Origin of the sequence: Yoonia sp. SDW83-1 (genome assembly GCF_046762885.1) — a bacterium.
Classification (GTDB): Bacteria; Pseudomonadota; Alphaproteobacteria; order Rhodobacterales; family Rhodobacteraceae; genus Yoonia.
Genome location: NZ_JBKQXO010000007.1, coordinates 117400 through 138751 on the forward strand (window position 1 = coordinate 117400; position 21352 = coordinate 138751).

Below are 21352 nucleotides of genomic sequence, written 5' to 3' on the forward strand. Positions count from 1 at the left end.
GATGTTCTTATGAGACTGTGGCGGACAGAAACCCGCGCAGTCGTTCAGTTTTCGGTTGCCCGAACAGCGTTTCGGGCGGTCCTTCTTCTTCGATTTTGCCCTGATGCAGGAAGACCACGTGGTCGCTGACATCGCCGGCAAGCCGCATATCGTGGGTCACGATGATCATGGTGCGCCCTTCGGCGGCCAGATCCTTGATCACCTTGACGACTTCCTGTTCCAGTTCCGGGTCCAGGGCGCTGGTGGGTTCATCGAATAGCAGCGCCTTGGGTTCCATGCAAAGTGCCCGCGCGATGGCGGCGCGTTGTTGCTGACCACCGGACAATTGTGCCGGATAGGCGTCGCATTTGTCGCCGATCCCCACCTTTTCGAGGTATTTGCGGGCTGCTGCCTCGACCTCGGCCTTGTCGCGCTTGAGGACTGTTACCGGGGCTTCCATCACGTTTTGCAGAATCGTCATGTGTGCCCACAGATTGAACTGCTGGAACACCATGGACAGGTTGGTGCGGATGCGGATCATCTGGGCGTGGTCGCCCGGATGGCGCCCCGCCCCGCTGCCTTTCCATTTCACCGGCTCGCCACAGAAAATGACGTCGCCCTGCTGGCTGTCTTCGAGCAGGTTGGCGCATCGCAGCAAGGTGGATTTGCCCGATCCGGATGAGCCGATCAGCGATACCACATGCCCAGCGGGGGCCGTGATATCCACACCCTTGAGCACCTCAAGCGCCCCGTAGGATTTATGCAGATCACGGATTTCGATAACAGGGGCGGTATTGGTCACGTGTGGCAGCTTCTTGTTATTCCGCCGGGGAGTAGGGCTTATTTTCGGGGCATTTGCAACGGTTCACGGCGCATTGACCCAACGTCAGGTTCCGATTGCCGGCGGAGAGGGCGGCAAGGGCAGATCATACACGTCTGGCGATAACTCGATGATGTCGCGAAGCCCCAATATGGCGCGGTCATCGGCGGACAGGCCCGCGATTGCCATGCTGACGGCCTGCCGGATCACGGTGCCGTCCCGGCACCTGGCAGCGATGAAGGGCAAGCCGGGCGTTGGCCGGGTGCGATGGATGACGGACAGCCCGGCAGTGTCGCCGCTGGCCGACAGGTGCCGCCATGTCACCGCATCGATGCTGGCGAAATCGGCCTGCCCGGTCCGGACTGCCATGGCCGAGGCGCGGTGGCTGCCAGTCTGGATCAGCGGCCCCTGCAGCACATCAGGTGCCTCAAGCGCGAGCGCGGCCCAGCCGGATTGCGACATCGCGTCGTTATAGGCAAAGCGCGTCTGGGTGAGCGCCGCAAGATCGGTGCGCGGATCGTCCGACCGTGTGATGACAAGGCTGCAATAGTGGCCGGGCGGACAGCCCTCGACCGCGTAATCCGGGGTGCCCACCAGCATAACGTGATCGCGCAGAACCTTTCGGTAAGGCAGCCCGCAGGTTTGCGACAGCACCAGTGCCGGGTCGCGCCAATGGGTCAGCAGGTCACCCGGTGCGGGCGTCAGCGTGTCGGGCGCTGGCTGGCCTTGCGCGCGCAGGGCGTCGCGGATGCCGGCCCAGAACCGTGCATCGGCGGCTGCCGTGCGTGTTGTGGCGTACATCGGCAGGCTGGCGATCACGAAATGCGCAGCCTCGCCTTGTGGCTGTCCTGATCGGACACGCCAAGGAGTGAGGCGGTCATGCGCATCAGGCTGTCCTCTTCCTCTTCCCGCACGCCATCGGCCATGACGATGGACCACATCGCCTCGATCACGGCGACGCGGTCGTCGTAATCGACGGCATCCTTGATCGCGCGGGTAAAGCGGACGGTGTCTGGCGCCTCTGCCTCAAGCTGTTCACATTCCGCGCGCAGTTTGGCGGCCTCGAACGGGCTGAGGCCGTAGCGGGCGGACAGGGCCCGGTCGATCTGGGCAATTTCGACATCGGCGTAATCGCCATCGGATCGTGCGACCCGGACCAGAAGCGCACCAAGGGCAAGGCGGGCATCGGGATCGGGCAGTTTTTGCGGTTCGGGGGCGGTCAGACGCCGCAGGAGATCAGTAAACATTTGCCCTACTTAGTGCCTGACAGCCTGTCTTGGAAGAGTTTGGTCACGCGCGCACACTCTTGCGTGAAACCGTAAGGCGCGTTCACGACGAAGAGACCGGAGCCGACCATGCGATGGCCGGGGCGGGCAGGGGGAAAACGCACCTCGTGCACGACGCTGTCGGGGATCGCGGATTTCAGGGCGCCGATCATGGGTTTGTGGGGGCCGTCCGTCAGGACCGGATACCAGAGCATCAGCACGCCCACCCCCCATTTGCGGTGGATATTGGCGAGCGTTCTGGGGATGGTCTGGTAATCCGATTTGACCTCGAAAGACGGATCGACCAGCAGCAGGCCGCGGCGCGGGTCAGGCGGGCACAGCGACAGGGCCATGTCCCATCCGTCGCGCTGGCGGATCACGCCGCCATAAGACGCCATGTTGGTCTGCAGGGCGGCAAATTCCTGCGGGTGCAGTTCGGACAGGTGGATATTGTCCATCGGGCGCAAAAGTTCGGCCGCGATCAGGGGTGAGCCGGGATAGGCGTTTGGCCCGTGGGCGGCATGGATCCGCGACAGGACCTGCCGATAAGGGTGATCGGCGGCGAACCAGTCTTGCGCGATGGCGATCCCCCTGGCGGCCTCACCCGTTTTCAGCGCCGCGGCATCGGTCAGATCATAAAGCCCGCGCCCGGCATGGGTTTCCAGATAAGTTAGCGGTTTGTCCTTGCCGGTCATATAGGCCAGAACCCATGCCAGCAGGCTGTGCTTGTGCACATCCGCCAGATTGCCCGCATGAAACCCGTGTTGATATGAAAGCATCCGCTGTCCCCGCCTGTCTGCCCTGCGAGGTAACGATAAAGCGATGATGCGCCAAGGGGGTTGTCGCCCCGGTCAGGTGGCCTATCCTTGGGATTGAAACATGGCGAGGGGCCAAGATGACATTTCGCACGATCCTTGTGATGACCGCGCTGGTCGCCAGCCAACCTGTGCTGGCGCAGGATGGCGGCAATGGCATCAGCTTTCATTTCGGTGTCGGCCCGGAATCGTCTCCTGAATATTTTGGGTCGGATGACAATGAACTGGGCGTGACCGGCAGCTTCAAGCTGGAACGTCTGCAGTTCGGTGGTCTGTCCTTGGGGGGTGAAGATCGGACCGGCTTTGGGTTTGGTGGCTCTGTTCGGTTCATCAGCGAACGCAGCGCGGATGACTATGCGGAGTTGACTGGCTTGGAGGATATTGACCCGTCACTGGAACTGGGCGGCGGTCTGCGGTTCGCCCAACCGGGCTACAAGCTGTTTGCCGACGTGCGTTACGGCGTCGTGGGGCATGAATCGCTTGTGGCCGAGATTGGGGGCGACATCATCTATCGTCCCACAGACCAGATCACAATCGCCGCCGGGCCGCGTGTCCTGTGGGGCAGCGATGATTATGCGCAGACCTATTTCGGGGTCAGTGACATCGAAGCCGGTGCAAGTGCCTTCGATGCCTATGATGCGGGTAGCGGCATTATCAGCCAAGGGCTGAAGGCAGAGGCAACCTATCAGATCAACGACGATTGGGGTTTGATCGGCACGGTGCAATATGACCAATTGCGTGATGATGCAGCGAATAGTCCAATTACACAGTCAGAAGATCAGGTGACAGGCAGCATCGTCCTGACCCGACGGGTGACGTTCGGGTTTTAGGGGTTTGGGGTGGGGTAGATGCCACTTTGGCCGATGCTGCGCTTTGCTTTGGCGACTGCTATGCGCAGGAAGCGGACACAGCAAAACTGCAAACTCGGACTAGTCTATAGCGTTCGGACCGCCTAGTGTTCTCAGCGTTAGGGCTGATCCGGTGTTGCACCAGTGGCCAGAATTGCCGACCCTAGACCCGCTCGCAGCATGTCGATAGGGAGCTATCGTGTGTGGTAGATCTTAATCCGCCTCGGCTGCCCAGACGTTGTCTGCCTCGCGGCACTGTATACATCAACCACGAGGAAAATGCCCGTTGTGGCGGCTACTGACGCGCTGTACCCTGCTCTCATGTTGCAGACACACAAGATGTAAGCTGATAGTTCCAAAGCCACTTCTTAGGGAGCTCAATCAAGGCATTTGTTTAGCTGCGCCGTTGCAGACAGATATGCGCCTTAGATTTATCTGGCCCTTGTACATTTTTCGGGAGGCTCCACCGGGCCACAAAAAATAGGATGACATCATGGACGGTACACTTGGTCTAATCTGGCTGCTGACGAGTTTGACAGATATGACGTTGAATGATTGCCCCAGCGGTTGCCTTGATACCGAAAAGCAAGAACCACAGGTGCTTTATCAGCTGGGACAACTGCAATCTGATGAATTTCAGAGTGCGAATGAGTTCTACCTTGGCTACGACAGCCATCGTCGACGCGGCCCCTTTCGCCCCACTTACGGCCTTTCGCTGACAACCGATGGGGCTGCATGGTTCGGGATCGGCTGGAAATGGAGCACCCAATACGTCTACGAGACCCCATTGTTCATCGAAACCTCGATGACGCCCGGCCTTTATATGCAAGGTGACGGCGCTGATCTTGATGGAACTCTGCAATTTCGATCGGCACTTGGTATTGGCTATACGTTTGACAACGGCAGTAAAGTGACGATCAGCTACGACAGCATGTCCAACGCAGATTTTCGCGATGCAAGCCCGAGCCGCGAGACTCTCGCCATCCGTTGGTCGACCAACTGGGAGGGATAGAGCCATCCTTCAAAAATGCTTGATGATAGAGATACCCAAGCAAGGCGGCCTCGTCCTTCGAAAGTCATGCTAAGCACACTGGGTCGCTGTTGTCGGTCCAGTCGGCAATCTTAAACTTTAATGCGGACGTTGATCCGGAACGCACGAGGTGGTTGATAGGTGCATCCAATGTCTCCTTCGGGCTGCGACCAGTCAATCGCCAAAGTTGTGCAAACGACGGCTCTGTCCCGCAACTCGCCCCAACCTCACACCTACACCAGCCGCGATGTTTCTACTGCGGCTCTGACGAAATCTGCGAAAAGCGGGTGTGGGGCGAAGGGTTTGGATTTCAGTTCGGGGTGGAACTGGACGCCGATGAACCAGGGGTGGTCTTCCCATTCGACGATCTCGGGCAGTTTGCCGTCGGGCGACATGCCGCAGAATTTCAGCCCGGCTTTTTCCAGCGTATCGCGGTATTTCACGTCGACCTCGTAGCGGTGCCGGTGCCGTTCCTCAATCGAGGTGCTGCCGTAGATCTGCGCCACTTTTGATCCTTCGGTGAGGGTCGCGCTGTAGGCGCCAAGCCGCATCGTGCCGCCTTTGTCGTCATCGGCCTTGCGCGCCACCTTGTGATTGCCCTGCACCCACTCCTTGAGGTGGTAGACCACGGGTTCGAAACGTTTTTTCCCGGCTTCGTGGTCAAATTCCTCTGACCCGGCCTTGTCCATCCCGGCGACGTTGCGCGCGGCCTCGATCACGGCCATTTGCATGCCAAGGCAGATGCCCAGATAGGGGATCTTTTTCTCGCGGGCGAATTGCGCCGCCTTGATCTTGCCTTCGGTGCCGCGTTCGCCAAATCCGCCGGGCACAAGAATGGCGTGGTAGCCTTCGAGATAGGGGGCGGCATCTTCGCGGTCGAACAGTTCCGCATCGACCCATTCGATCTTGACCTTGACCCGGTTGGCCATGCCGCCATGGGTCAGCGCCTCTGCAATCGATTTATAGGCATCTTCGAGCTGGGTGTATTTGCCGACGATGGCGACCTTGACCTTGCCTTCGGGGTTATGGATGCGGTCATAGACATCGTGCCAGACATCCAGTTTCGGAGCCGGGGCGGGCGAAATGTCGAACGCATCCAGAACCGCCTGATCGAGGCCCTGTTCGTGGTAGGCCAGCGGCGCCTCGTAAATGGATTTCAGGTCATAGGCGGCGACCACGGATTCCTTGCGCACGTTGCAGAACAGGGCGATCTTTTCCCGCTCCTTGTCGGGGATCGGCTGTTCGGACCGGCAGACCAATACATCCGGCGCGATCCCGATGGATTGCAGTTCCTTGACGGAGTGTTGTGTCGGCTTTGTCTTGAGTTCGCCGCTTGCCGCCAGATAGGGCAGCAGCGTCAGGTGCATGAAAATGCACTGGCCGCGGGGTTTGTCGTGGCTGAACTGGCGGATCGCCTCGAAAAACGGTAGGCCTTCGATGTCGCCGACGGTGCCGCCGATTTCGCAGAGCATGAAATCGACCTCGTCTTCGCCGATCTTGAGGAATTCCTTGATCTCGTTCGTGACGTGGGGGACGACCTGAATGGTTTTGCCCAGATAATCGCCGCGCCGTTCCTTTTCGAGGACGTTGGAATAGATCCGCCCGGAGCTGACGGAATCGGTCATGCGGGCAGGCACGCCGGTGAAACGTTCGTAATGGCCGAGGTCCAGATCGGTTTCGGCCCCGTCATCGGTCACGAAAACCTCGCCATGTTCAAAGGGTGACATCGTGCCGGGATCGACGTTCAGATAGGGGTCAAGCTTGCGAAGACGCACGGAAAAACCGCGGGCTTGCAAGAGCGCGCCGAGGGCCGCAGAGGCCAGGCCTTTACCAAGGGAAGACACCACGCCGCCGGTGATGAAAATATAACGCGCCATGGCTGGGAACTCCCGTGAAAACGTCCAAAATCTGTGGGAAAGCGAACGGCGAAGTTCGCATCATCACGGGATTTGACTATTACCGGATTCGGGGCGTGCGCGCAACCGGTGACGCAACATCATGTTGCCGAACTTGTCAGTTCGGCAACAGCTTGTGGTCTAGTCGCCAGTTGGAACCAGCGGATCATCATCTGCCGATGGTGGCAGAAGGCTGTCACCCAGATCAGGGGCAGGCACGCCTTCTTCGGTGCCGGTTCCACCCAACCGGTCCACCACGGAAGAGCCTGCGGATTTTTCCGCCGCGATCAGCGTCAGGGCAATGGATGTGCAGATAAAGGCGATGGCCAGAAGCCATGTGAACTTGCCCATCGCTGTTGGCGCAGGTCGTCCCCCCGTGGCAGCACCGCCACCGCCGCCCATGCCAAGACCGCCACCCTCTGACCGCTGCAACAGCACGGTGCCGATCAGGCTGAGCGCCAGGATCAGGTGGATGATAAGGACAACGTTTTCCATGACAGGCCTTTCGGGGCGTTCGCGAACACGCGGTATCTAAAAGCTGCAGGGCTATCCCGCAACCCCTGAATGTCCCTTATTCGTCGATGTCATCCACGTCAGTCTGGCCGGTCAGCTTGCGGCGAACAATGGACCAGCTAAGACCGATGGCCAGAACCACCGACAAGGCTGCAAGCGCGATCCATGTGTTGAGCGTTGGGTCATCCAGATTGACGATACCCTGATCATAAAGAACCCACAGAACCGTGGCGACCACGGCAAGGATCAGAACCATCCCGAAGATACCGATCGACCGCAATGTGGCGCGCAGATAGATGATGTAACCCACAAGCAGGACCAACCCGAACAGAACCGTCATGGACAGGTTTGTTTCGGCATTGGCCGCGCTCCACCGCACAAAGTTCCATTCCGTCGGATTATAGGTGGCCGCCAACAGGACAAAGGCAAAGACCCAGCGAATGACGAAACCCATGATATGCCTCACTTCTTTTTTATCTGGCCGGACAATGGCGAGGCCCGCGTGCCCTGTCCAGCCTGCGGGGAGCCAAATTTGCGGTTTCGTCTGAACTGTGGCGGCGATATAGGGGCGAGGGACATCTGTAAGGACAGCGCGTATGGCAAATGTAGTGGTCGTTGGCGCCCAGTGGGGCGACGAAGGCAAGGGTAAGATCGTGGATTGGCTGTCGGAGAGGGCCGATGTGATCGCGCGCTTTCAGGGCGGCCACAATGCAGGCCATACGCTGGTGATAGATGGTGAGGTCTACAAGCTGCACGCGCTGCCCTCAGGCGTGGTGCGCGGTGGCAAGCTGTCGGTGATCGGCAATGGGGTGGTGCTGGACCCATGGCATCTGGTCAAGGAAATCGAAACCTTGCGCGGCCAAGGTGTGCAGATCACACCCGATACGCTGATGATTGCCGAAAACACACCGCTTATCCTGCCATTTCATGGCGAATTGGACCGGGCGCGGGAAAGCCAGAACTCTGTCGCCAAGATCGGGACGACAGGGCGCGGCATCGGCCCATGTTACGAAGACAAGGTGGGCCGCCGGGTGATCCGTGTGGCCGACCTTGCCGATGATGCGACGCTGGAATTGCGGCTGGACCGTGCGCTGATCCATCACGACGCGTTGCGTCGTGGGCTGGGGCTGGAACCGATTGACCGTGATGCAGTGCTGGAACAGCTGCGGGGCATAGCACCCGAGGTTCTACAATACGCAGCGCCTGTCTGGAAGGTGCTGAATGAAAAACGCAAGGCGGGCAAGCGGATCCTGTTTGAAGGGGCGCAGGGCGCGCTCCTCGACATTGATTTCGGAACCTATCCGTTTGTGACCTCGTCCAATGTGATTGCCGGTCAGGCGGCCACCGGTGTTGGTGTCGGGCCGGGAACGATTGATTTCGTACTCGGCATCGTCAAAGCCTACACCACCCGCGTGGGCGAGGGGCCGTTCCCAACCGAACTGGAGGATGCGGACGGGCAGCGGCTGGGTGAGCGTGGCCATGAGTTTGGCACCACCACGGGCCGCAAGCGGCGCTGCGGCTGGTTTGACGCCTGCCTTGTGCGGCAAACCTGTGCAACCTCTGGTGTGTCCGGCATCTCGCTGACCAAGCTGGATGTGCTGGACGGTTTTGAGACGCTTAAGATATGTGTTGGTTATGATCTGGACGGGGAAAAGCTGGATTACCTGCCGACCGCCGCGGACCAGCAGGCGCGCTGTGTGCCAATCTATGAAGAGATCGAGGGCTGGTCTGAATCAACCGAAGGGGCGCGCAGCTGGGCGGACCTGCCAGCGCAGGCGATCAAATATGTCCGCCGGATCGAAGAGTTGATCGAATGCCCGGTCGCGCTAGTTTCTACCTCGCCTGAACGCGAGGATACGATCCTCGTGACTGATCCGTTTTCCGACTGAGGATGAATGACGTATAAAGCGCGCAAAAGACTGGCCCTGTTCGTGCTGGTGGTAGGCCTGCCGGCCTATATCGTGCTGGCGGTGACGATCATGTCAGAGGCGTCGCGCTTTCCCAAAGTGATCGAGTTTTTCATCTATGTCGCCCTTGGCATCGGCTGGGCGTTTCCGCTGAAATGGGTGTTCAAGGGGATCGGGCAGCCCGATCCGGATGAAAAACCCTGACCAAAATGCGCGGACCTTCGGCCCGCAAGACATGTTTGGTTTGGCGCATAAAGGCACGTCATGGTCGACGGTTAGGCGGTGTCAGAACTATCAGCCATCAGATGGTCGCGACTGCACCGTCTTTGCTATGTCCAAACGAGAAAAAGGCGGAGTTTTAACCCCGCCCCTTTCACCCTAGCGTCTGCTCGACGGTCAGCCTTGTGCGGCCTTATCATCAGGACGGAATCGCGTGTCTTCGGACACCTGGAAACGCCCGTTATTCAGTTTGATAATTTTGCTTTGCCGCAGCAGACGCCCGAATGAGCGGAGCCCATCCTCGCGGCTGAACTGATCGGCGGAAGCCATCTGAACCTTCTTCATCACCTGCGGACGCGAGAAATCGTCGTCGCCTTCGACAAACGCGATATAGGCGGCGGCGGCCTCAAGCAGATCGGCAAGCTCGGTTGCGCCTTTTGCGCTGGCAAACTCGGCAAAGCCGCCTTTCTGACCTTCGCCATCATCCTTGACAGAGGCGATCTGACGTAGGCGGTCGGCGGGATCGGACGGTTCGTCCTCGATGCGCTGCTCGGCCACCAGTTTCAGCGGGGTTGAAACAGGGCGGGCGGCAGGCGCCTCGTCGCTTTCCTCGTCTTCTGATCTGACAGCCTCATCCAGATCTTCACGGAAAGCGTCGCGCGGATCCGTAGTCTCGTTTTGATCGCCCAACTGGCGCGCGGCCTCAGTTGCGGCCACAGCGGCCTTGAGTTGCGCAAACGCATCGCGATGGCGCCGCCCCTCGGGCTCGTTCAGGCGTTCATCGGCCTGCGACATGATCCGCGACATGGCGTCATCGTCGTTTTTGGGCAGATTGTCCCGCTTGGACCGGTTGTCGCGCCGCATGGCGATGTCGTCTTCTGTCTCGCCCTCGTCGGCATCCATGGCGGCATCTTCTGCGCCATCGTCGTCATCGGCGAGATGTGCGGCGGTATCCTCTGCGTCATCACGGTCGAAATCGTCGGCGTGATCGGCCATTTCGTCATCAGCGCTGTCTTCGTCAGACAGGACCAGCGGCTCGGCCTCGTCAGCTTTGAAATCGAAATCATCAACCAGATGATCATCGGTTTGAGGGGCTTTGCCGGTCAGGGCCGACAGACGGTCAGCGATACTGCCCGACGCTGCAGGCGCGCCCGCGTCAGGGGCGGCAGTGCGGTTGGCGGGAGGCACGCGCCCGACCAGAGAGCGGATACGCTCCAGCTTGGCGGCAACGCTGTCATCCTGATCAGCAGCGGGCTGGGTCGCAGCGGGATCGTAGAAGGGTGCGTCAGCTGTATCATCATCGGCAACATCATCTTCCGCTACCAGCTCGGCCTCTGCCATGTCGTCATCGGCGTCGTCTGCTTCGGCAGCAACCATCTCGTCTTCGTCGGTGTCGTCATCCGCGGCCAGGGTGTCTTCTTCTTCGACCTCGGTATCTTCGACAAGGTCCATATCTTCTGCCGCGACCTCATCGAGGTCATCTTCGGCGACAGCGTCGTCCAGTTCGGCGGCTTCATCGACCTCTGCATGATCATCGCTGTCATCGTCAGAAGCTGCGACATCGTCATAATCATCCAGATCAGCGACATCGTCTTCCAGATCATCCAGATCGGAGACATCATCATCATCCAGATCGTCGAGGTCTGAAACCTCATCCGCCAGGTCATCCAGATCAGACACATCTTCGTCTACGGGCTGTTCTGCCGGTTTGTCACGACGCAAGCGCAGGCTCGGCCGTTCCTCTTCTTCCGTCGGTTCAGGGCGCTGAATGCGCAGGCTGACCACACCGCTATCGACAACGGCTTCAACTGGGGTTCCGTCATCTTCGACCGTCAGATCTGCCAATTCGTCCAGATCAGGGGCCTGCGGTTCCATATCCATAAAGCGGTCATGACCTGCCAATTCGTGGAAGTAGGACACCACGGTTTTCATCGTTTCGACAGAGTCTTCGAACCCTTCAAGGCGGCACGAAAAAGTGCCATATGAAACGCTCAGAATTTTGTTGGCTTCGCCCATATTTTCCGCTTTCTAGATCTATTGGCCGCAGTTTGCTGGACAGATACTCATTCTTAATCGAGAACAGCATGACGGAACATTCGGGATCATTTTGTGACCGTTTTGAGGAATGTTTGTGAATTGAGGTTAATAACGTGCCCATCAAACAAATTGTTTCTGACGCAGGTATAGTTTGCCTGGTCGGAGGCGCAAGTGTGGATGCGGCAGAGATCCATCAGCTTTCCCCCTTTGTTTCCAAACACATAGGGGTTGATGGCGGTGCTGACAGTCTTTTGCAGGCGGGAATCACCCCTGCCGCTGTGATCGGCGACCTGGATAGTTTGTCTGAACACGCCCGTGCCACATTTGCAGATCTGCTTTGCCACATTCCCGAACAATCCACGACGGATTTTGAGAAGGCGCTGACCCGCGTTTCCGCCGCTGCAATCATCGCGCTGGGCTTTACCGGCGGGCGGATTGATCATGCTCTGGCTGTATTGAACGTGGTCGCCCGGTATCCCGACAAGAACGTGCTGCTTGCTGATGCGAACGATGTCAGCTTCATGGCATCCCAGGGTCGCACGGTGTTGTACCTGCCACGCCAGACCCGTGTGTCGTTGATGCCGCTTGGCACCGCACGGGTCAGCGTCAGCGGTGTGCAATGGCCCTTTGCCGATCAGGAGATGCATCCAACGGGTTTTATCAGTTCGTCAAACGCCGTGGCGGATGATGCGGTGGTGATCGACGCGGCAGGACCGTTGCTGATCACTCTGCCGCGGTCGCATCTTGCGGCCGCCTTGAAAGCTGTCGTTCCCGCATGATGATGTAAAGGCCCGCACCGACAGTAATGCAAATTCCGACGGCAGCGAGCCCGTTTGGTAAATCCGAAAAGATCATCCAGCCGATGGCCGTGCCAAACGGGATTTCGAGATACTGCATCGGCGCAAGGGTCGAGGCGGGGGCAAATCGCAGGCTCCATGTCATGAACAGATGGGCGCTGGTCCCGATCACCCCAAGCGCCAGCAGCAACCAGAGCGTAGATGGGGCGAAGTCGAAAGCGCCCGTACCTCGGGCATCGGGGAACAGCAGCAAGAGCGGCACCAGCATCACGGTCGCTTGAACGCCACTGATCGCCTGCAACCGGATCGGGTCAACATCGCGGGCAACCTTGCGTGTCAGCATCATGAACAGTGCAAAAACAAGCGCGACGCCAAGCGGCAACAGGGCAGGGTATCCGACCTCGACAAAATTGGGCTGGATCACCAGAAGCGTCCCGATAAAGCCGACAAGACAGGCCATCATCCGTGGCATGCCGACCTCTTCCCCCATCGCGAAATGCCCCAGAAGCAGCATGATAAACGGCATGACAAAAGCGATGGCCAAGGCATCAGCCAAGGGCAAATACCGCAATGCGGTAAACATCAGGCCGATCCCCAGAATGTGCAGGCCGGTGCGCATCAGGGTCCAGATCAAAAGATCACGCGGCAGGGTCAGTTTTTGACCGTTCAGCAGAACCAAAGGCAACAGGATCAACGCCTGCATGACAAAGCGGACCAGCAACAGAATACCAAGGGCGACAATCCCGCCAAGCAGTTTTGCCACAGCATCGCCAAGCGGTGCGAGGACGCAGAACGCGAGCATCAAAAGGACGCCAAGAAAGGGACGATCGCCAGACATTCATGCAGCCTATCGAGAGTGCGTCTTCGGCACAATCGCGCCGACTTTGTTGAAAGATTCGAAAAAATCAGAAACTTGTGCTAAGATCGTTTCGCAGAACCGGCGCCCGTATTTCAAGCCGTCTATGCGTTTTACAAAAGGTGAAGCACCGGCTTCTGCATTTAAATGTTTGTTTTAAAAAGGATATTGTTATGATCTCTGAAGATCGCTTGGAAACGCTTCGCAGTGGGGGCCGCTATGTCGATGTGGCCCAGACCGGCGACCCGGATCTTGGGCCGCTGAAGCTGCTGCCGGGTACATGGAAAAACACTGACGCCTTTGACGGGCGGGGCTGGAACATGATTGCCCTTCCCTTTGCCCGCGAGGACAACCCGATCAATTACCGGGTGCTGGCCAATCAGTACAACGAAGAGCTCAAGTTCTCGCTGGTGGACAAGGCGGTGCCCAATCGCGGCATCGCCTTTGGTAACCCGTCCGAGAATACCGACCAGTTTGTCGTCACGCTCGACTATGAGCAGATGATCAAACAGAAGGCAGCCGATGATCACCCCAAAAGCGGGCTGGCCGGACCTGCCGATCTGGCCATTCACCACGAACCGGGGTTGTTTCTGCACATGCTGAACCGGCAGACAGACAACCTTGATATCGCGCGGCTGGGCACCATCCCGCATGGTGACAGTGCGCTGGTTATTGGCGAAAGCAAGGTGATCGATGGCCCACCCACGATCCCCGATGTCAGCGGCCTGCCGATTGGTGTCGCAACGGATCTGAATGGGGTCTACCTGTCGCCCTACAAGGCGTTCAATGACAACCCCTTCAAGGGCACGGTCACTGCGCCGGGCTTTCCCGGTTTCAATCCGGTGACCCCGAACGATCTGCTGAAAGGTGCAGTACCGGGAACGGTCAAGCGCACAACCGTGCTGGAGATGGAGACATCTGTAGAACAGGCGCGGATTTCGAACATTCCGTTCATTGTTAGGCAGGCCAATGCGACCGACATGAAATCCATCTTCTGGATCATGGAGGTTGATGACAACGGCACCGACAAGCTGATTATGCAGTATTCACAGCTTGTGATGCTTGATTTCTTCCCGCGTCGTGACGGCCAGCCCGGCCTGATCCGCTGGCCGCATGTCAGCATCAACACGATGGAGAAGGTGGCAGAGCCTGACACGTCGAAGGCTGAAATGCCATCTGTTTAAAGAGGATTAGGCGGCATTCCTCAAGCGAATGCCGCTTGCATGAAGGGTGCTGTCCCAGACCGCTTTGATCGGGTCCAGGGACGGCACCGAACGCAGCGAAACCTCCCGCGCTGCAAGAAGCGCTGGCAGGCCTGTCAGCGCTTCGATATTATCCGGCACGACGGGGCGGTCGGACACCGCCATGCCGACATCATCGATCGCCGTGAAATGATCGCCGGGCAGGCTGTAGCGATAGATCGTTGCTTTGCTGATCCGGTCCATCCAGTTGTCCTGCACAAACGCCACCCGCCGATGTCCGCCCAGCCAGTACTGCGCGTCATTGTCGGCCGTCCGCTCCGTTGCCCAGATAACGATCCGGGGACAGTCGCGGGGGAAGAGGTAGAGGAAATCAAAGGCGTCGCTGATCGCCCAGACCAGCGGGCGGTTCAGCCGGGTCGGCCGCGGAACAAATCGCTTTATTGTGGGCTCTTCGCTGAAGTGAAAAAGCATGCACCGGGCATTAGCAATTCGGGACGTTCACGGCCAGCCCGCCGAGGGCAGTTTCCTTGTATTTCTCGCTCATGTCCGCGCCAGTCTGGCGCATGGTTTCGATGGCGACGTCGAGCGAGACAAGGTGTTGCCCGTCGCCGCGCATGGCGAGTGATGCGGCGGAGACCGCCTTGATCGCGCCCAGCCCGTTGCGTTCGATGCACGGGACCTGCACCAGCCCTTTGACCGGATCGCAGGTCATGCCCAGATGGTGTTCCAGCGCGATTTCGGCGGCGTTTTCAATCTGTTCCGGTGTGCCGCCAAGGACTGCGGCCAGCCCGCCCGCCGCCATGGCAGATGCGCTGCCGACCTCGGCCTGACAGCCACACTCGGCACCTGATATCGAGGCGTTGAATTTGATCAGCCCGCCGATGGCCGCCGCTGTCAGTAGAAACTCCGGGACGCGGGACGCGGTGGCCCCCGGCACGTGGTCCAGCCAGTAGCGGATTGTCGCAGGCACAACGCCCGCCGCACCGTTAGTCGGCGCGGTCACAACCTGACCACCAGCGGCGTTTTCCTCATTCACGGCCATCGCATAGGTCGACATGTAATCGTTGATGGTGTGCGGCGCGGTCAGGTTCATGCCGCGTTCAGCCATCAGCGCGTCATAAATCCCTTTGGCCCGGCGCCGGACCTTCAGCCCGCCGGGCAGCGTGCCATCGGTCGTCAACCCCCGGTCGATGCAGGCATTCATCACCTCCCAGATCCGGGCGAGGCCGCGATCCAGATCGGCATCGGGCATCCGCGACAGTTCGTTCGCCCGTTTCATGCCCGCGATGGTCTTGCCGGATGTGGCGGCCATTTGCAGCATCTCATCGGCGCTGTGGAACGGGAACGGGATCGGCGGGCCGTTATCTGTGTCTTTGCCTGCGGCCAGTTCCGCCTCGGTCAGGACGAAGCCCCCGCCGATGGAATAATACGTGACTTGCGTGATCACGTCGCCCTGCGCATCGGTGCCGCGCAGGATCATCCCGTTGGCGTGGCCGGGCAGGGCAGGGCCATAGTCGAATTCCAGATCGTCCTTGGGGTGAAACTTGAGCGTGCCCAACCCGTCAGGACTGACAGTATGGTCGGTTGTGATCCGGGTCAGTTCAGTCTCGGCCCTTCCAGCGTCGTAGTCATCGGCGCGAAACCCGGCGAGGCCCAGAATTACGGCCCGGTCGGTGGCGTGGCCCACGCCGGTGAATGCCAGACTGCCATGCAACGAGGCGCGCAGGCCTGCCACCCGGAACGGCTGCGCGCGCAGGTGGTCCAGAAACCGGGCTGCGGCGACCATGGGCCCGATTGTATGGGACGAGGATGGGCCGACACCGACCTTGAACATATCAAAGACAGACAGGAACATCAGACAGCACTTCCTTCGGGCGGATGACAGTGAATAGGGGCGGAAAACGGTTTGGGGCCAAGCCCCTCAGCACTGGCTGCCTTGCGGGCGGCGGGCCGAACTTCGGCGCGTTGGGCAAAGGCCAGCAGACGCGGCCAGCGCTGCAGGGCAAACCAATCCGTCGCCCCGTCATAAAGCGCAAACCAGCGCAGGAGCGGCCCAAGATAGCAGCCCTGCGCGCTGACGCCGTCAGCGTCGATCCAATCCGCATAGCTGGCCTGTTCAAGCAGGCCCAGCTGCTTTGACAGGCGCTGGCGTGTGGTCCGGCGCAACCCTTCGGCATCGCCATCGCAATACTGATCCGGATAGAACAGCATTCGGGCGGTAGGATGCAGCGTATTGGCCAGCCAGAACAACCACTGCACCGCATGGGCGCGTGCCGGATCATCAGGCGCAGGCATCAAACCGCCATAGGTGTCAGACAGCCATAACAGGATCGCCCCGGTCTCAAACATCGGGCCCTGCGGGGTTTCCAGCACTGGAATCAGGCCATTCGGATTCATCGCCAGATAGGCGGGTGATTTCTGCGCCTTTGCCCGGCGGTCCACCAGAACATTGTCATAGGCCAGCCCCAACTCCTCCAACGCCAACCGCACGCAAAGCGAGGCGTTGTCCGGGGCATAGTGCAGGCGCAAGGGTCTGGTCATGGCCGGACGCTAGACCATCGCAGATCGCTCGTCCGCCCAAATACGACCATTGCACCCAAAAAGACGGAGATCAGGACACACTGCCGTGAGACGCCCGTGAGAGGCATTTGAGGTCTCGCACCTCGTGCCCATCTTGCCTATAAGGCATCAGGAACTATCGGAGCTGCCCCATGACCAGTGAATTGTCGCCCATCGACAAGGCAAAATTTGTCGCCGCCAAACAGGCTACGGAATATGTGAAATCGGGTATGAAAGTTGGTCTCGGGACCGGCTCGACCGCGGCGTGGCTGGTGCAATGTCTGGGCGAAATGGTGCGTGATGAAGGGCTGCAGATCAAAGGCGTGCCCACCTCCAGCCGGACGGCCAAGTTGGCACGCGAAGTAGGGATCGAAGTCATCACCTTGGACGAGGCGCGCTGGTTGGACGTGACCATCGATGGGGCCGACGAATATGACGATGATCTGAACCTGATCAAAGGCGGCGGCGGCGCGCATCTGCAGGAAAAGATCGTGGCAACCGCCAGTGACCGGATGATCGTAATCGCCGACGCCTCCAAAAAGGTGGACACGCTTGGGGCATTCCCGCTGCCGGTCGAGGTGATCCCATTTGGCATGGGCACAACACAGGCCCTGATCGAGGAAATGCTGATCGGGATGGATGTGCTGGGGCGCACCATCACGCAGCGGATGGCGGGTGACACGCCCTTTGTCAGCGACGAAGGGAATTTTATCTTCGATTTGCATCTCAAGCGGATCGGCGAACCACGCAAGCTCAGCCTGATGCTCAATCAAATACCTGGGGTGGTGGATAACGGGTTGTTCATCGACACCTGTGACATGGTGATTGTGGGTCATAGCGATGGGCGTGTCACCGTGCGCGATATCCTCAATGATGCCACTCAAGAAGTACGTTTCAATGTGTTGGACGATGACAATATCTTTGCCGACGTGACCGACTAAGAACCAAACATGACCGCGGAGAGTGAAGATATGGCGTTCGACTACGATCTTTTTGTCATTGGCGGTGGCTCCGGCGGTGTTAGGGCCGCGCGCGTGGCCGCAGCGACAGGGGCCAAGGTGGCACTGGCTGAAGAATATCGGATGGGCGGCACTTGCGTGATCCGGGGCTGTGTACCCAAAAAGCTGATGGTCTACGCCAGCGGATATCCCGATATCTTCGACGATGCGCGCGAATACGGCTGGGACGTCAGCCATAACGGATTTGACTGGGGTCATTTCCGTACCCGGCTGCATAGCGAACTGGACCGGTTGGAAGAAGTGTATCGTGACCTTCTGAACGGCTCTGAGGTCGAAATCTTTGATGGGCGGGCGACGCTGGACGACCCGCACACGGTGCGGATCAATGACAAGACGGTGACCGCCAAGCATATTCTGGTGGCCACCGGCGGGCACCCGGTACGTCCGGACATGCCAAACGCCGATCTGGGGATTGTGTCCAATGATATCTTCTTGATGGAGAAGATGCCGAAATCGGTGCTGATCATCGGTGGTGGCTACATCGCCTGTGAATTTGCCTGCATTCTGCACGGGCTAGGTGTGGAAGTGACACAGTATTATCGGGGCGCTCAGATATTGCGTGGCTTCGATGACGAGGCACGGGGTCTTTTGGCTGACGCCATGACCCAACGCGGTATCAACCTGCATGTCGGGACCAATATCGTTGAAATGGCCCCGGCGGGCGAAGATCACGGCGGACCGACACCCACGGATTCCGATGCCGCTATGGGTGCTTCGGCCAAGCACTCGCAAGATATTGCCAGCAATCCCAAAAGCGACACAGATAAAAAGGCCAAGGGGCCGATCTGGGTCAAATCGACCAACGGCAATGAACAGGTGTTCGATCACGTATTGTTTGCCACAGGGCGGGCACCAAACACCGACGGTATCGGCCTGAAGGAAGCCGGGGTTGAGATTGGACGCCGTGGCGAAATCGTGGTGGACGATTATTCGCAGACATCGGTGCCGTCGATCTACGCCATCGGTGATGTGACCAACCGGGTGCAACTGACGCCGGTGGCGATCCGCGAGGGCATGGCCTTTGTTGAAACCGTGTTCAAGGGCAACCCAACCAAGCCGGATCACGATCTAATCCCTTCTGCGGTCTTTACGCAGCCCGAACTGGGCACGATTGGCCTGACCGAAGAGGAAGCGCGCGATCAGGAACCGATTGAGGTTTACTGCACCTCGTTCAGGCCGATGCAACAGGCCTTTGCCGGAAAATCCGGGCGGGTACTGATGAAGCTGATCGTGTCCAAGGAAAGCCGCAAGGTGCTGGGCTGTCATATCGTCGCAGACCATGCGGGCGAGATGATCCAGCTGGCCGGTATCGCGGTCAAGATGGGCGCGACAAAGGAAGATTTCGACCGTACAGTGGCGGTACACCCGACAATGGCCGAAGAATTGGTGACCATGAAGGATCCGATGCGGACCGCTTGATTTTGCAAGACTAGGCCACACATGGCACAGGGATAGCCCGACCGACCGGGCGATGAATAAAGGAAGCGAAGACACACGATGGCAGGAAACACTGGGGGCCCTTGGGGCGGCGGCGGCAATAACGGATCAGGGGGCGATGACGACCGCAATCGCGGCGGCCGCAAACCGGGCAATGATGGGCCCGGCATCCCTGAAATCGACGATCTGGTGAACAAGGGGCGCGAACAGCTGCGCGTATTGATGGGCGGCGGTGGATCCGGCGGCAAAAACGGCGGTACAGGCGGCGGCGGTGGTCCGCAGATCACGCGCGGTATGGTGGGGCTTGGTGCCCTGATCGCAGCCGGGTTTTGGGTGTTTGCGTCGCTCTACACGGTCAAACCCGAAGAACAGTCAATCGAACTCTTGTTCGGGAGCTACATGGAAACCAACGGCGAAGGTCTGAACTTTGCGCCATGGCCCATCGTGACCCGTGAAATCCTGCCGGTGACAACCGAACGCAGCATTGATATTGGGACCAGCCGGTCTGGTATGGAAGCCGGTTTGATGCTGACGGGTGACGAAAACATCGTTGATATCGATTTCCAGGTGGTTTGGAATATCTCTGATCTGCGCGAGTATCTGTTCAACCTGGCCGATCCGCCACAAACGATTGCGGCCGTGGCTGAATCGGCGATGCGCGAGATCATCGCGCAAAGCGAACTCGCCCCGATTCTGAACCGTGATCGTGGTTCGATTGCAGAACGTTTGACTGATGAAATCCAGCTCACGCTTGATTCCTATAACTCGGGCGTGAACATCGTACGTGTGAACTTCAACAAGGCCGACCCACCCGAACCAGTCATCGCGTCATTCCGCCAGGTGCAGGACGCCGAACAGGAACGGGACCGTGTGCAGAACGTCGCTGACGCATACGCCAACCGGGTGGTCGCCGAAGCACGTGGTCAGGCAGCCCAAATCCTCGAACAGGCCGAAGGTTACCGCGCTCGCGTCGTCAACGAGGCCGAAGGTGAGGCAAGCCGTTTCTCCGCTGTTCTGGAGGAATACCAAAAGGCACCCGAGGTGACACGCAAACGTCTGTATTTGGAAACGATGGAACGGGTCCTTGGCGGGACTGACATCATTCTGCTTGATGAGAGTGGCGGTGGGGGCCAGGGCGTTGTGCCATATCTGCCCTTGAACGAACTGCGCCGCAATACAACCGGAGGGTCAAACTGATGAGTAGATCAGCCTTTATCCTGCCTGCCATCGCAGTCATTGTGCTTGGCATCATGTCCTCAGTGTTCATCGTCGACGAACGCAAGAAGGCGCTTGTTCTGCAGTTCGGTCAGATCGTTTCAGTGCGCGAAGATCCGGGACTTTATTTCAAGGTCCCGCTGATTCAGGAAGTCGTGCGTTACGATGACCGTATCCTCAGCCGCGACCTTGATCCGCTGGAAGTGACACCATCGGATGACCGGCGTCTGGTGGTCGATGCCTTCGCCCGCTACCGGATCGTGGATGTCGAACAGTTCCGCCGCGCCGTCGGTGACGGTGGCGAACAGCGCGCCGCCGATCGTCTGGATGGTATCCTGCGCGACAAGACCCGGAACGTTCTGGGTACTGTGGCCAGCAACGACATCCTGTCCATCGACCGGGCGGCGCTGATGCTGCGTATCCGTAATGACGCCATCGTCGAAGCGCGTGGTCTGGGCCTGCAACTGATCGACGTACGCCTGAAGCGGACCGATCTGCCTCCCGAAAACCTTAACGCCACTTACGAGCGGATGAAGGCCGAACGGGAACGTGAAGCGGCTGACGAAATCGCGCGCGGTAACGAAGCCGCACAGCGTATTGAGGCAGGCGCCGACCGGACCGTGATCGAACTGGTGTCAGATGCAGAACGGCAGGCGCAGATCACTCAAGGTGAGGCCGACGCCCGCCGGAACGAGATCTTTGCCAATGCCTTTGGGGCCGACCCTGAATTCTTTGAATTCTACCGGTCCATGACGGCCTATGAACGGTCCCTGCAGTCCGGCAATGCGACCATGGTTCTGTCGCCTGATAGTGAATTCTTCAACTATCTGAAGTCCGATCAGGGCAGCGCTGCAAACGAATAATTGCAGGATCAGCAGTCTCAAAAAGGGGCCAGGCATCGCGCTGGCCCCTTTTTTCTTTGAATCATCTCAAATTATC

General features: G+C 59.0%; 22 protein-coding genes. 10 read left to right on the forward strand and 12 right to left on the reverse strand.

The genetic code is table 11. The features are described 5' to 3' along the window. Positions 1–7: 7 nt before the first annotated feature. The 4 genes from ACFWW4_RS10960 to ACFWW4_RS10975 form a co-directional block, all read right to left on the reverse strand. Positions 8–781, reverse strand: a complete 774-nt coding sequence (locus ACFWW4_RS10960; protein ID WP_411890877.1) for an ABC transporter ATP-binding protein — start codon at positions 779–781, stop codon at positions 8–10. An 84-nt stretch (positions 782–865) separates the two neighbouring features. Further along, a complete protein-coding gene (locus tag ACFWW4_RS10965) occupies positions 866–1618 on the reverse strand; it encodes a phosphate/phosphite/phosphonate ABC transporter substrate-binding protein (protein ID WP_411890878.1) in 753 nt (250 codons plus the stop codon). After that, on the reverse strand, positions 1615–2046 hold the full coding sequence (locus ACFWW4_RS10970) for a TerB family tellurite resistance protein (protein WP_393926997.1): 432 nt from the start codon (positions 2044–2046) through the stop codon (positions 1615–1617). Before ACFWW4_RS10970 ends, ACFWW4_RS10965 begins: the two co-directional genes overlap by 4 nt. Positions 2047–2051: 5 nt before the next feature. Beyond that, positions 2052–2843 (reverse strand): 23S rRNA (adenine(2030)-N(6))-methyltransferase RlmJ, encoded by a 792-nt coding sequence (locus ACFWW4_RS10975; protein WP_411890879.1) that lies wholly within the window; start codon positions 2841–2843, stop codon positions 2052–2054. Between the two features lie 116 nt (positions 2844–2959). On the opposite strand from ACFWW4_RS10975, the gene ACFWW4_RS10980 reads away from it, so the two are divergent. Next, on the forward strand, positions 2960–3709 hold the full coding sequence (locus ACFWW4_RS10980; protein ID WP_411890880.1) for a MipA/OmpV family protein: 750 nt from the start codon (positions 2960–2962) through the stop codon (positions 3707–3709). Between the two features lie 511 nt (positions 3710–4220). Then, positions 4221–4739, forward strand: a complete 519-nt coding sequence (locus ACFWW4_RS10985) for an acyloxyacyl hydrolase (protein WP_411890881.1) — start codon at positions 4221–4223, stop codon at positions 4737–4739. 251 nt (positions 4740–4990) lie between these two features. On the opposite strand, the gene ACFWW4_RS10990 is transcribed toward ACFWW4_RS10985, so the two are convergent. From ACFWW4_RS10990 to ACFWW4_RS11000, 3 genes are all read right to left on the reverse strand, one after another. Beyond that, positions 4991–6634 carry a CTP synthase gene (locus ACFWW4_RS10990; RefSeq protein WP_393933379.1) on the reverse strand — a complete coding sequence of 548 codons (1644 nt, stop codon included), beginning with the start codon at positions 6632–6634 and terminating at the stop codon, positions 4991–4993. Between the two features lie 159 nt (positions 6635–6793). Further along, a complete protein-coding gene (gene secG / locus ACFWW4_RS10995; RefSeq protein WP_411890882.1) occupies positions 6794–7147 on the reverse strand; it encodes a preprotein translocase subunit SecG in 354 nt (117 codons plus the stop codon). Positions 7148–7223: 76 nt separating this feature from the next. Further along, positions 7224–7619 carry a DUF6524 family protein gene (locus tag ACFWW4_RS11000; RefSeq protein ID WP_411890883.1) on the reverse strand — a complete coding sequence of 132 codons (396 nt, stop codon included), beginning with the start codon at positions 7617–7619 and terminating at the stop codon, positions 7224–7226. Positions 7620–7761: 142 nt separating this feature from the next. On the opposite strand from ACFWW4_RS11000, the gene ACFWW4_RS11005 reads away from it, so the two are divergent. Continuing rightward, a complete protein-coding gene (locus tag ACFWW4_RS11005; RefSeq protein ID WP_393933373.1) occupies positions 7762–9054 on the forward strand; it encodes an adenylosuccinate synthase in 1293 nt (430 codons plus the stop codon). Positions 9055–9060: 6 nt separating this feature from the next. Then, positions 9061–9276, forward strand: a complete 216-nt coding sequence (locus ACFWW4_RS11010) for a DUF2842 domain-containing protein (protein ID WP_411890884.1) — start codon at positions 9061–9063, stop codon at positions 9274–9276. A 192-nt stretch (positions 9277–9468) separates the two neighbouring features. Here ACFWW4_RS11010 and ACFWW4_RS11015 read toward each other — a convergent pair whose 3' ends face one another. Next, complete coding sequence (locus tag ACFWW4_RS11015) at positions 9469–11307, reverse strand: hypothetical protein (protein WP_411890885.1); 1839 nt, start codon at positions 11305–11307, stop codon at positions 9469–9471. 134 nt (positions 11308–11441) lie between these two features. Between ACFWW4_RS11015 and ACFWW4_RS11020 the strand changes: the two genes are divergently transcribed. Then, the gene (locus ACFWW4_RS11020) at positions 11442–12107 is read left to right on the forward strand and encodes a thiamine diphosphokinase (protein ID WP_411890886.1); all 666 of its coding nucleotides are present in this window, start codon (positions 11442–11444) and stop codon (positions 12105–12107) included. On the opposite strand, the gene ACFWW4_RS11025 is transcribed toward ACFWW4_RS11020, so the two are convergent. Further along, the gene (locus ACFWW4_RS11025) at positions 12052–12963 is read right to left on the reverse strand and encodes a DMT family transporter (RefSeq protein WP_411890887.1); all 912 of its coding nucleotides are present in this window, start codon (positions 12961–12963) and stop codon (positions 12052–12054) included. The genes ACFWW4_RS11020 and ACFWW4_RS11025 overlap by 56 nt on opposite strands. Before the next feature lie 191 nt (positions 12964–13154). On the opposite strand from ACFWW4_RS11025, the gene ACFWW4_RS11030 reads away from it, so the two are divergent. After that, complete coding sequence (locus tag ACFWW4_RS11030; protein ID WP_411890888.1) at positions 13155–14165, forward strand: heme-binding protein; 1011 nt, start codon at positions 13155–13157, stop codon at positions 14163–14165. A 6-nt stretch (positions 14166–14171) separates the two neighbouring features. On the opposite strand, the gene ACFWW4_RS11035 is transcribed toward ACFWW4_RS11030, so the two are convergent. Genes ACFWW4_RS11035 through ACFWW4_RS11045 form a run of 3 tightly spaced genes read right to left on the reverse strand, consistent with a single transcriptional unit; the run spans position 14172 to position 16724 of the window. After that, positions 14172–14654 carry a DUF6886 family protein gene (locus ACFWW4_RS11035; protein WP_411890889.1) on the reverse strand — a complete coding sequence of 161 codons (483 nt, stop codon included), beginning with the start codon at positions 14652–14654 and terminating at the stop codon, positions 14172–14174. Between the two features lie 10 nt (positions 14655–14664). Then, positions 14665–16038 carry an L-serine ammonia-lyase gene (locus tag ACFWW4_RS11040; RefSeq protein WP_411890890.1) on the reverse strand — a complete coding sequence of 458 codons (1374 nt, stop codon included), beginning with the start codon at positions 16036–16038 and terminating at the stop codon, positions 14665–14667. Further along, a complete protein-coding gene (locus tag ACFWW4_RS11045; protein ID WP_411890891.1) occupies positions 16038–16724 on the reverse strand; it encodes a glutathione S-transferase family protein in 687 nt (228 codons plus the stop codon). The genes ACFWW4_RS11040 and ACFWW4_RS11045 overlap by 1 nt, the downstream gene beginning before the upstream one ends. 170 nt (positions 16725–16894) lie before the next feature. Here ACFWW4_RS11045 and rpiA point away from each other — a divergent pair, with 170 nt between their 5' ends. From rpiA to hflC, 4 genes are all read left to right on the forward strand, one after another. Further along, entirely contained in the window at positions 16895–17683 is a 789-nt protein-coding gene (gene rpiA / locus ACFWW4_RS11050; protein ID WP_411890892.1) for a ribose-5-phosphate isomerase RpiA, read from the forward strand. Between the two features lie 30 nt (positions 17684–17713). Then, a complete protein-coding gene (locus ACFWW4_RS11055) occupies positions 17714–19180 on the forward strand; it encodes an FAD-dependent oxidoreductase (RefSeq protein WP_411890974.1) in 1467 nt (488 codons plus the stop codon). Between the two features lie 78 nt (positions 19181–19258). Then, positions 19259–20395 carry an FtsH protease activity modulator HflK gene (gene hflK, locus ACFWW4_RS11060; protein ID WP_411890893.1) on the forward strand — a complete coding sequence of 379 codons (1137 nt, stop codon included), beginning with the start codon at positions 19259–19261 and terminating at the stop codon, positions 20393–20395. Further along, positions 20395–21276, forward strand: a complete 882-nt coding sequence (gene hflC, locus ACFWW4_RS11065) for a protease modulator HflC (protein ID WP_411890894.1) — start codon at positions 20395–20397, stop codon at positions 21274–21276. Before hflK ends, hflC begins: the two co-directional genes overlap by 1 nt. Positions 21277–21352 lie beyond the last annotated feature (76 nt).

Excerpts from the sequence above, each read along its gene's own strand:
- ACFWW4_RS11000 (WP_411890883.1), bottom strand. The coding sequence starts at position 7,619 with ATGGGTTTCGTCATTCGCTGGGTCTTTGCCTTTGTCCTGTTGGCGGCC.
- ACFWW4_RS11015 (WP_411890885.1), bottom strand. The coding sequence starts at position 11,307 with ATGGGCGAAGCCAACAAAATTCTGAGCGTTTCATATGGCACTTTTTCG.
- hflK (WP_411890893.1), top strand. The coding sequence starts at position 19,259 with ATGGCAGGAAACACTGGGGGCCCTTGGGGCGGCGGCGGCAATAACGGA.
- ACFWW4_RS11025 (WP_411890887.1), bottom strand. The coding sequence starts at position 12,963 with ATGTCTGGCGATCGTCCCTTTCTTGGCGTCCTTTTGATGCTCGCGTTC.
- ACFWW4_RS10985 (WP_411890881.1), top strand. The coding sequence starts at position 4,221 with ATGGACGGTACACTTGGTCTAATCTGGCTGCTGACGAGTTTGACAGAT.
- ACFWW4_RS10970 (WP_393926997.1), bottom strand. The coding sequence starts at position 2,046 with ATGTTTACTGATCTCCTGCGGCGTCTGACCGCCCCCGAACCGCAAAAA.
- rpiA (WP_411890892.1), top strand. The coding sequence starts at position 16,895 with ATGACCAGTGAATTGTCGCCCATCGACAAGGCAAAATTTGTCGCCGCC.
- ACFWW4_RS11035 (WP_411890889.1), bottom strand. The coding sequence starts at position 14,654 with ATGCTTTTTCACTTCAGCGAAGAGCCCACAATAAAGCGATTTGTTCCG.
- ACFWW4_RS10990 (WP_393933379.1), bottom strand. The coding sequence starts at position 6,634 with ATGGCGCGTTATATTTTCATCACCGGCGGCGTGGTGTCTTCCCTTGGT.
- ACFWW4_RS10980 (WP_411890880.1), top strand. The coding sequence starts at position 2,960 with ATGACATTTCGCACGATCCTTGTGATGACCGCGCTGGTCGCCAGCCAA.
- ACFWW4_RS11055 (WP_411890974.1), top strand. The coding sequence starts at position 17,714 with ATGGCGTTCGACTACGATCTTTTTGTCATTGGCGGTGGCTCCGGCGGT.
- ACFWW4_RS10975 (WP_411890879.1), bottom strand. The coding sequence starts at position 2,843 with ATGCTTTCATATCAACACGGGTTTCATGCGGGCAATCTGGCGGATGTG.
- ACFWW4_RS11030 (WP_411890888.1), top strand. The coding sequence starts at position 13,155 with ATGATCTCTGAAGATCGCTTGGAAACGCTTCGCAGTGGGGGCCGCTAT.
- ACFWW4_RS11005 (WP_393933373.1), top strand. The coding sequence starts at position 7,762 with ATGGCAAATGTAGTGGTCGTTGGCGCCCAGTGGGGCGACGAAGGCAAG.
- ACFWW4_RS11040 (WP_411890890.1), bottom strand. The coding sequence starts at position 16,038 with ATGTTCCTGTCTGTCTTTGATATGTTCAAGGTCGGTGTCGGCCCATCC.
- ACFWW4_RS11045 (WP_411890891.1), bottom strand. The coding sequence starts at position 16,724 with ATGACCAGACCCTTGCGCCTGCACTATGCCCCGGACAACGCCTCGCTT.
- ACFWW4_RS11010 (WP_411890884.1), top strand. The coding sequence starts at position 9,061 with ATGACGTATAAAGCGCGCAAAAGACTGGCCCTGTTCGTGCTGGTGGTA.
- secG (WP_411890882.1), bottom strand. The coding sequence starts at position 7,147 with ATGGAAAACGTTGTCCTTATCATCCACCTGATCCTGGCGCTCAGCCTG.
- hflC (WP_411890894.1), top strand. The coding sequence starts at position 20,395 with ATGAGTAGATCAGCCTTTATCCTGCCTGCCATCGCAGTCATTGTGCTT.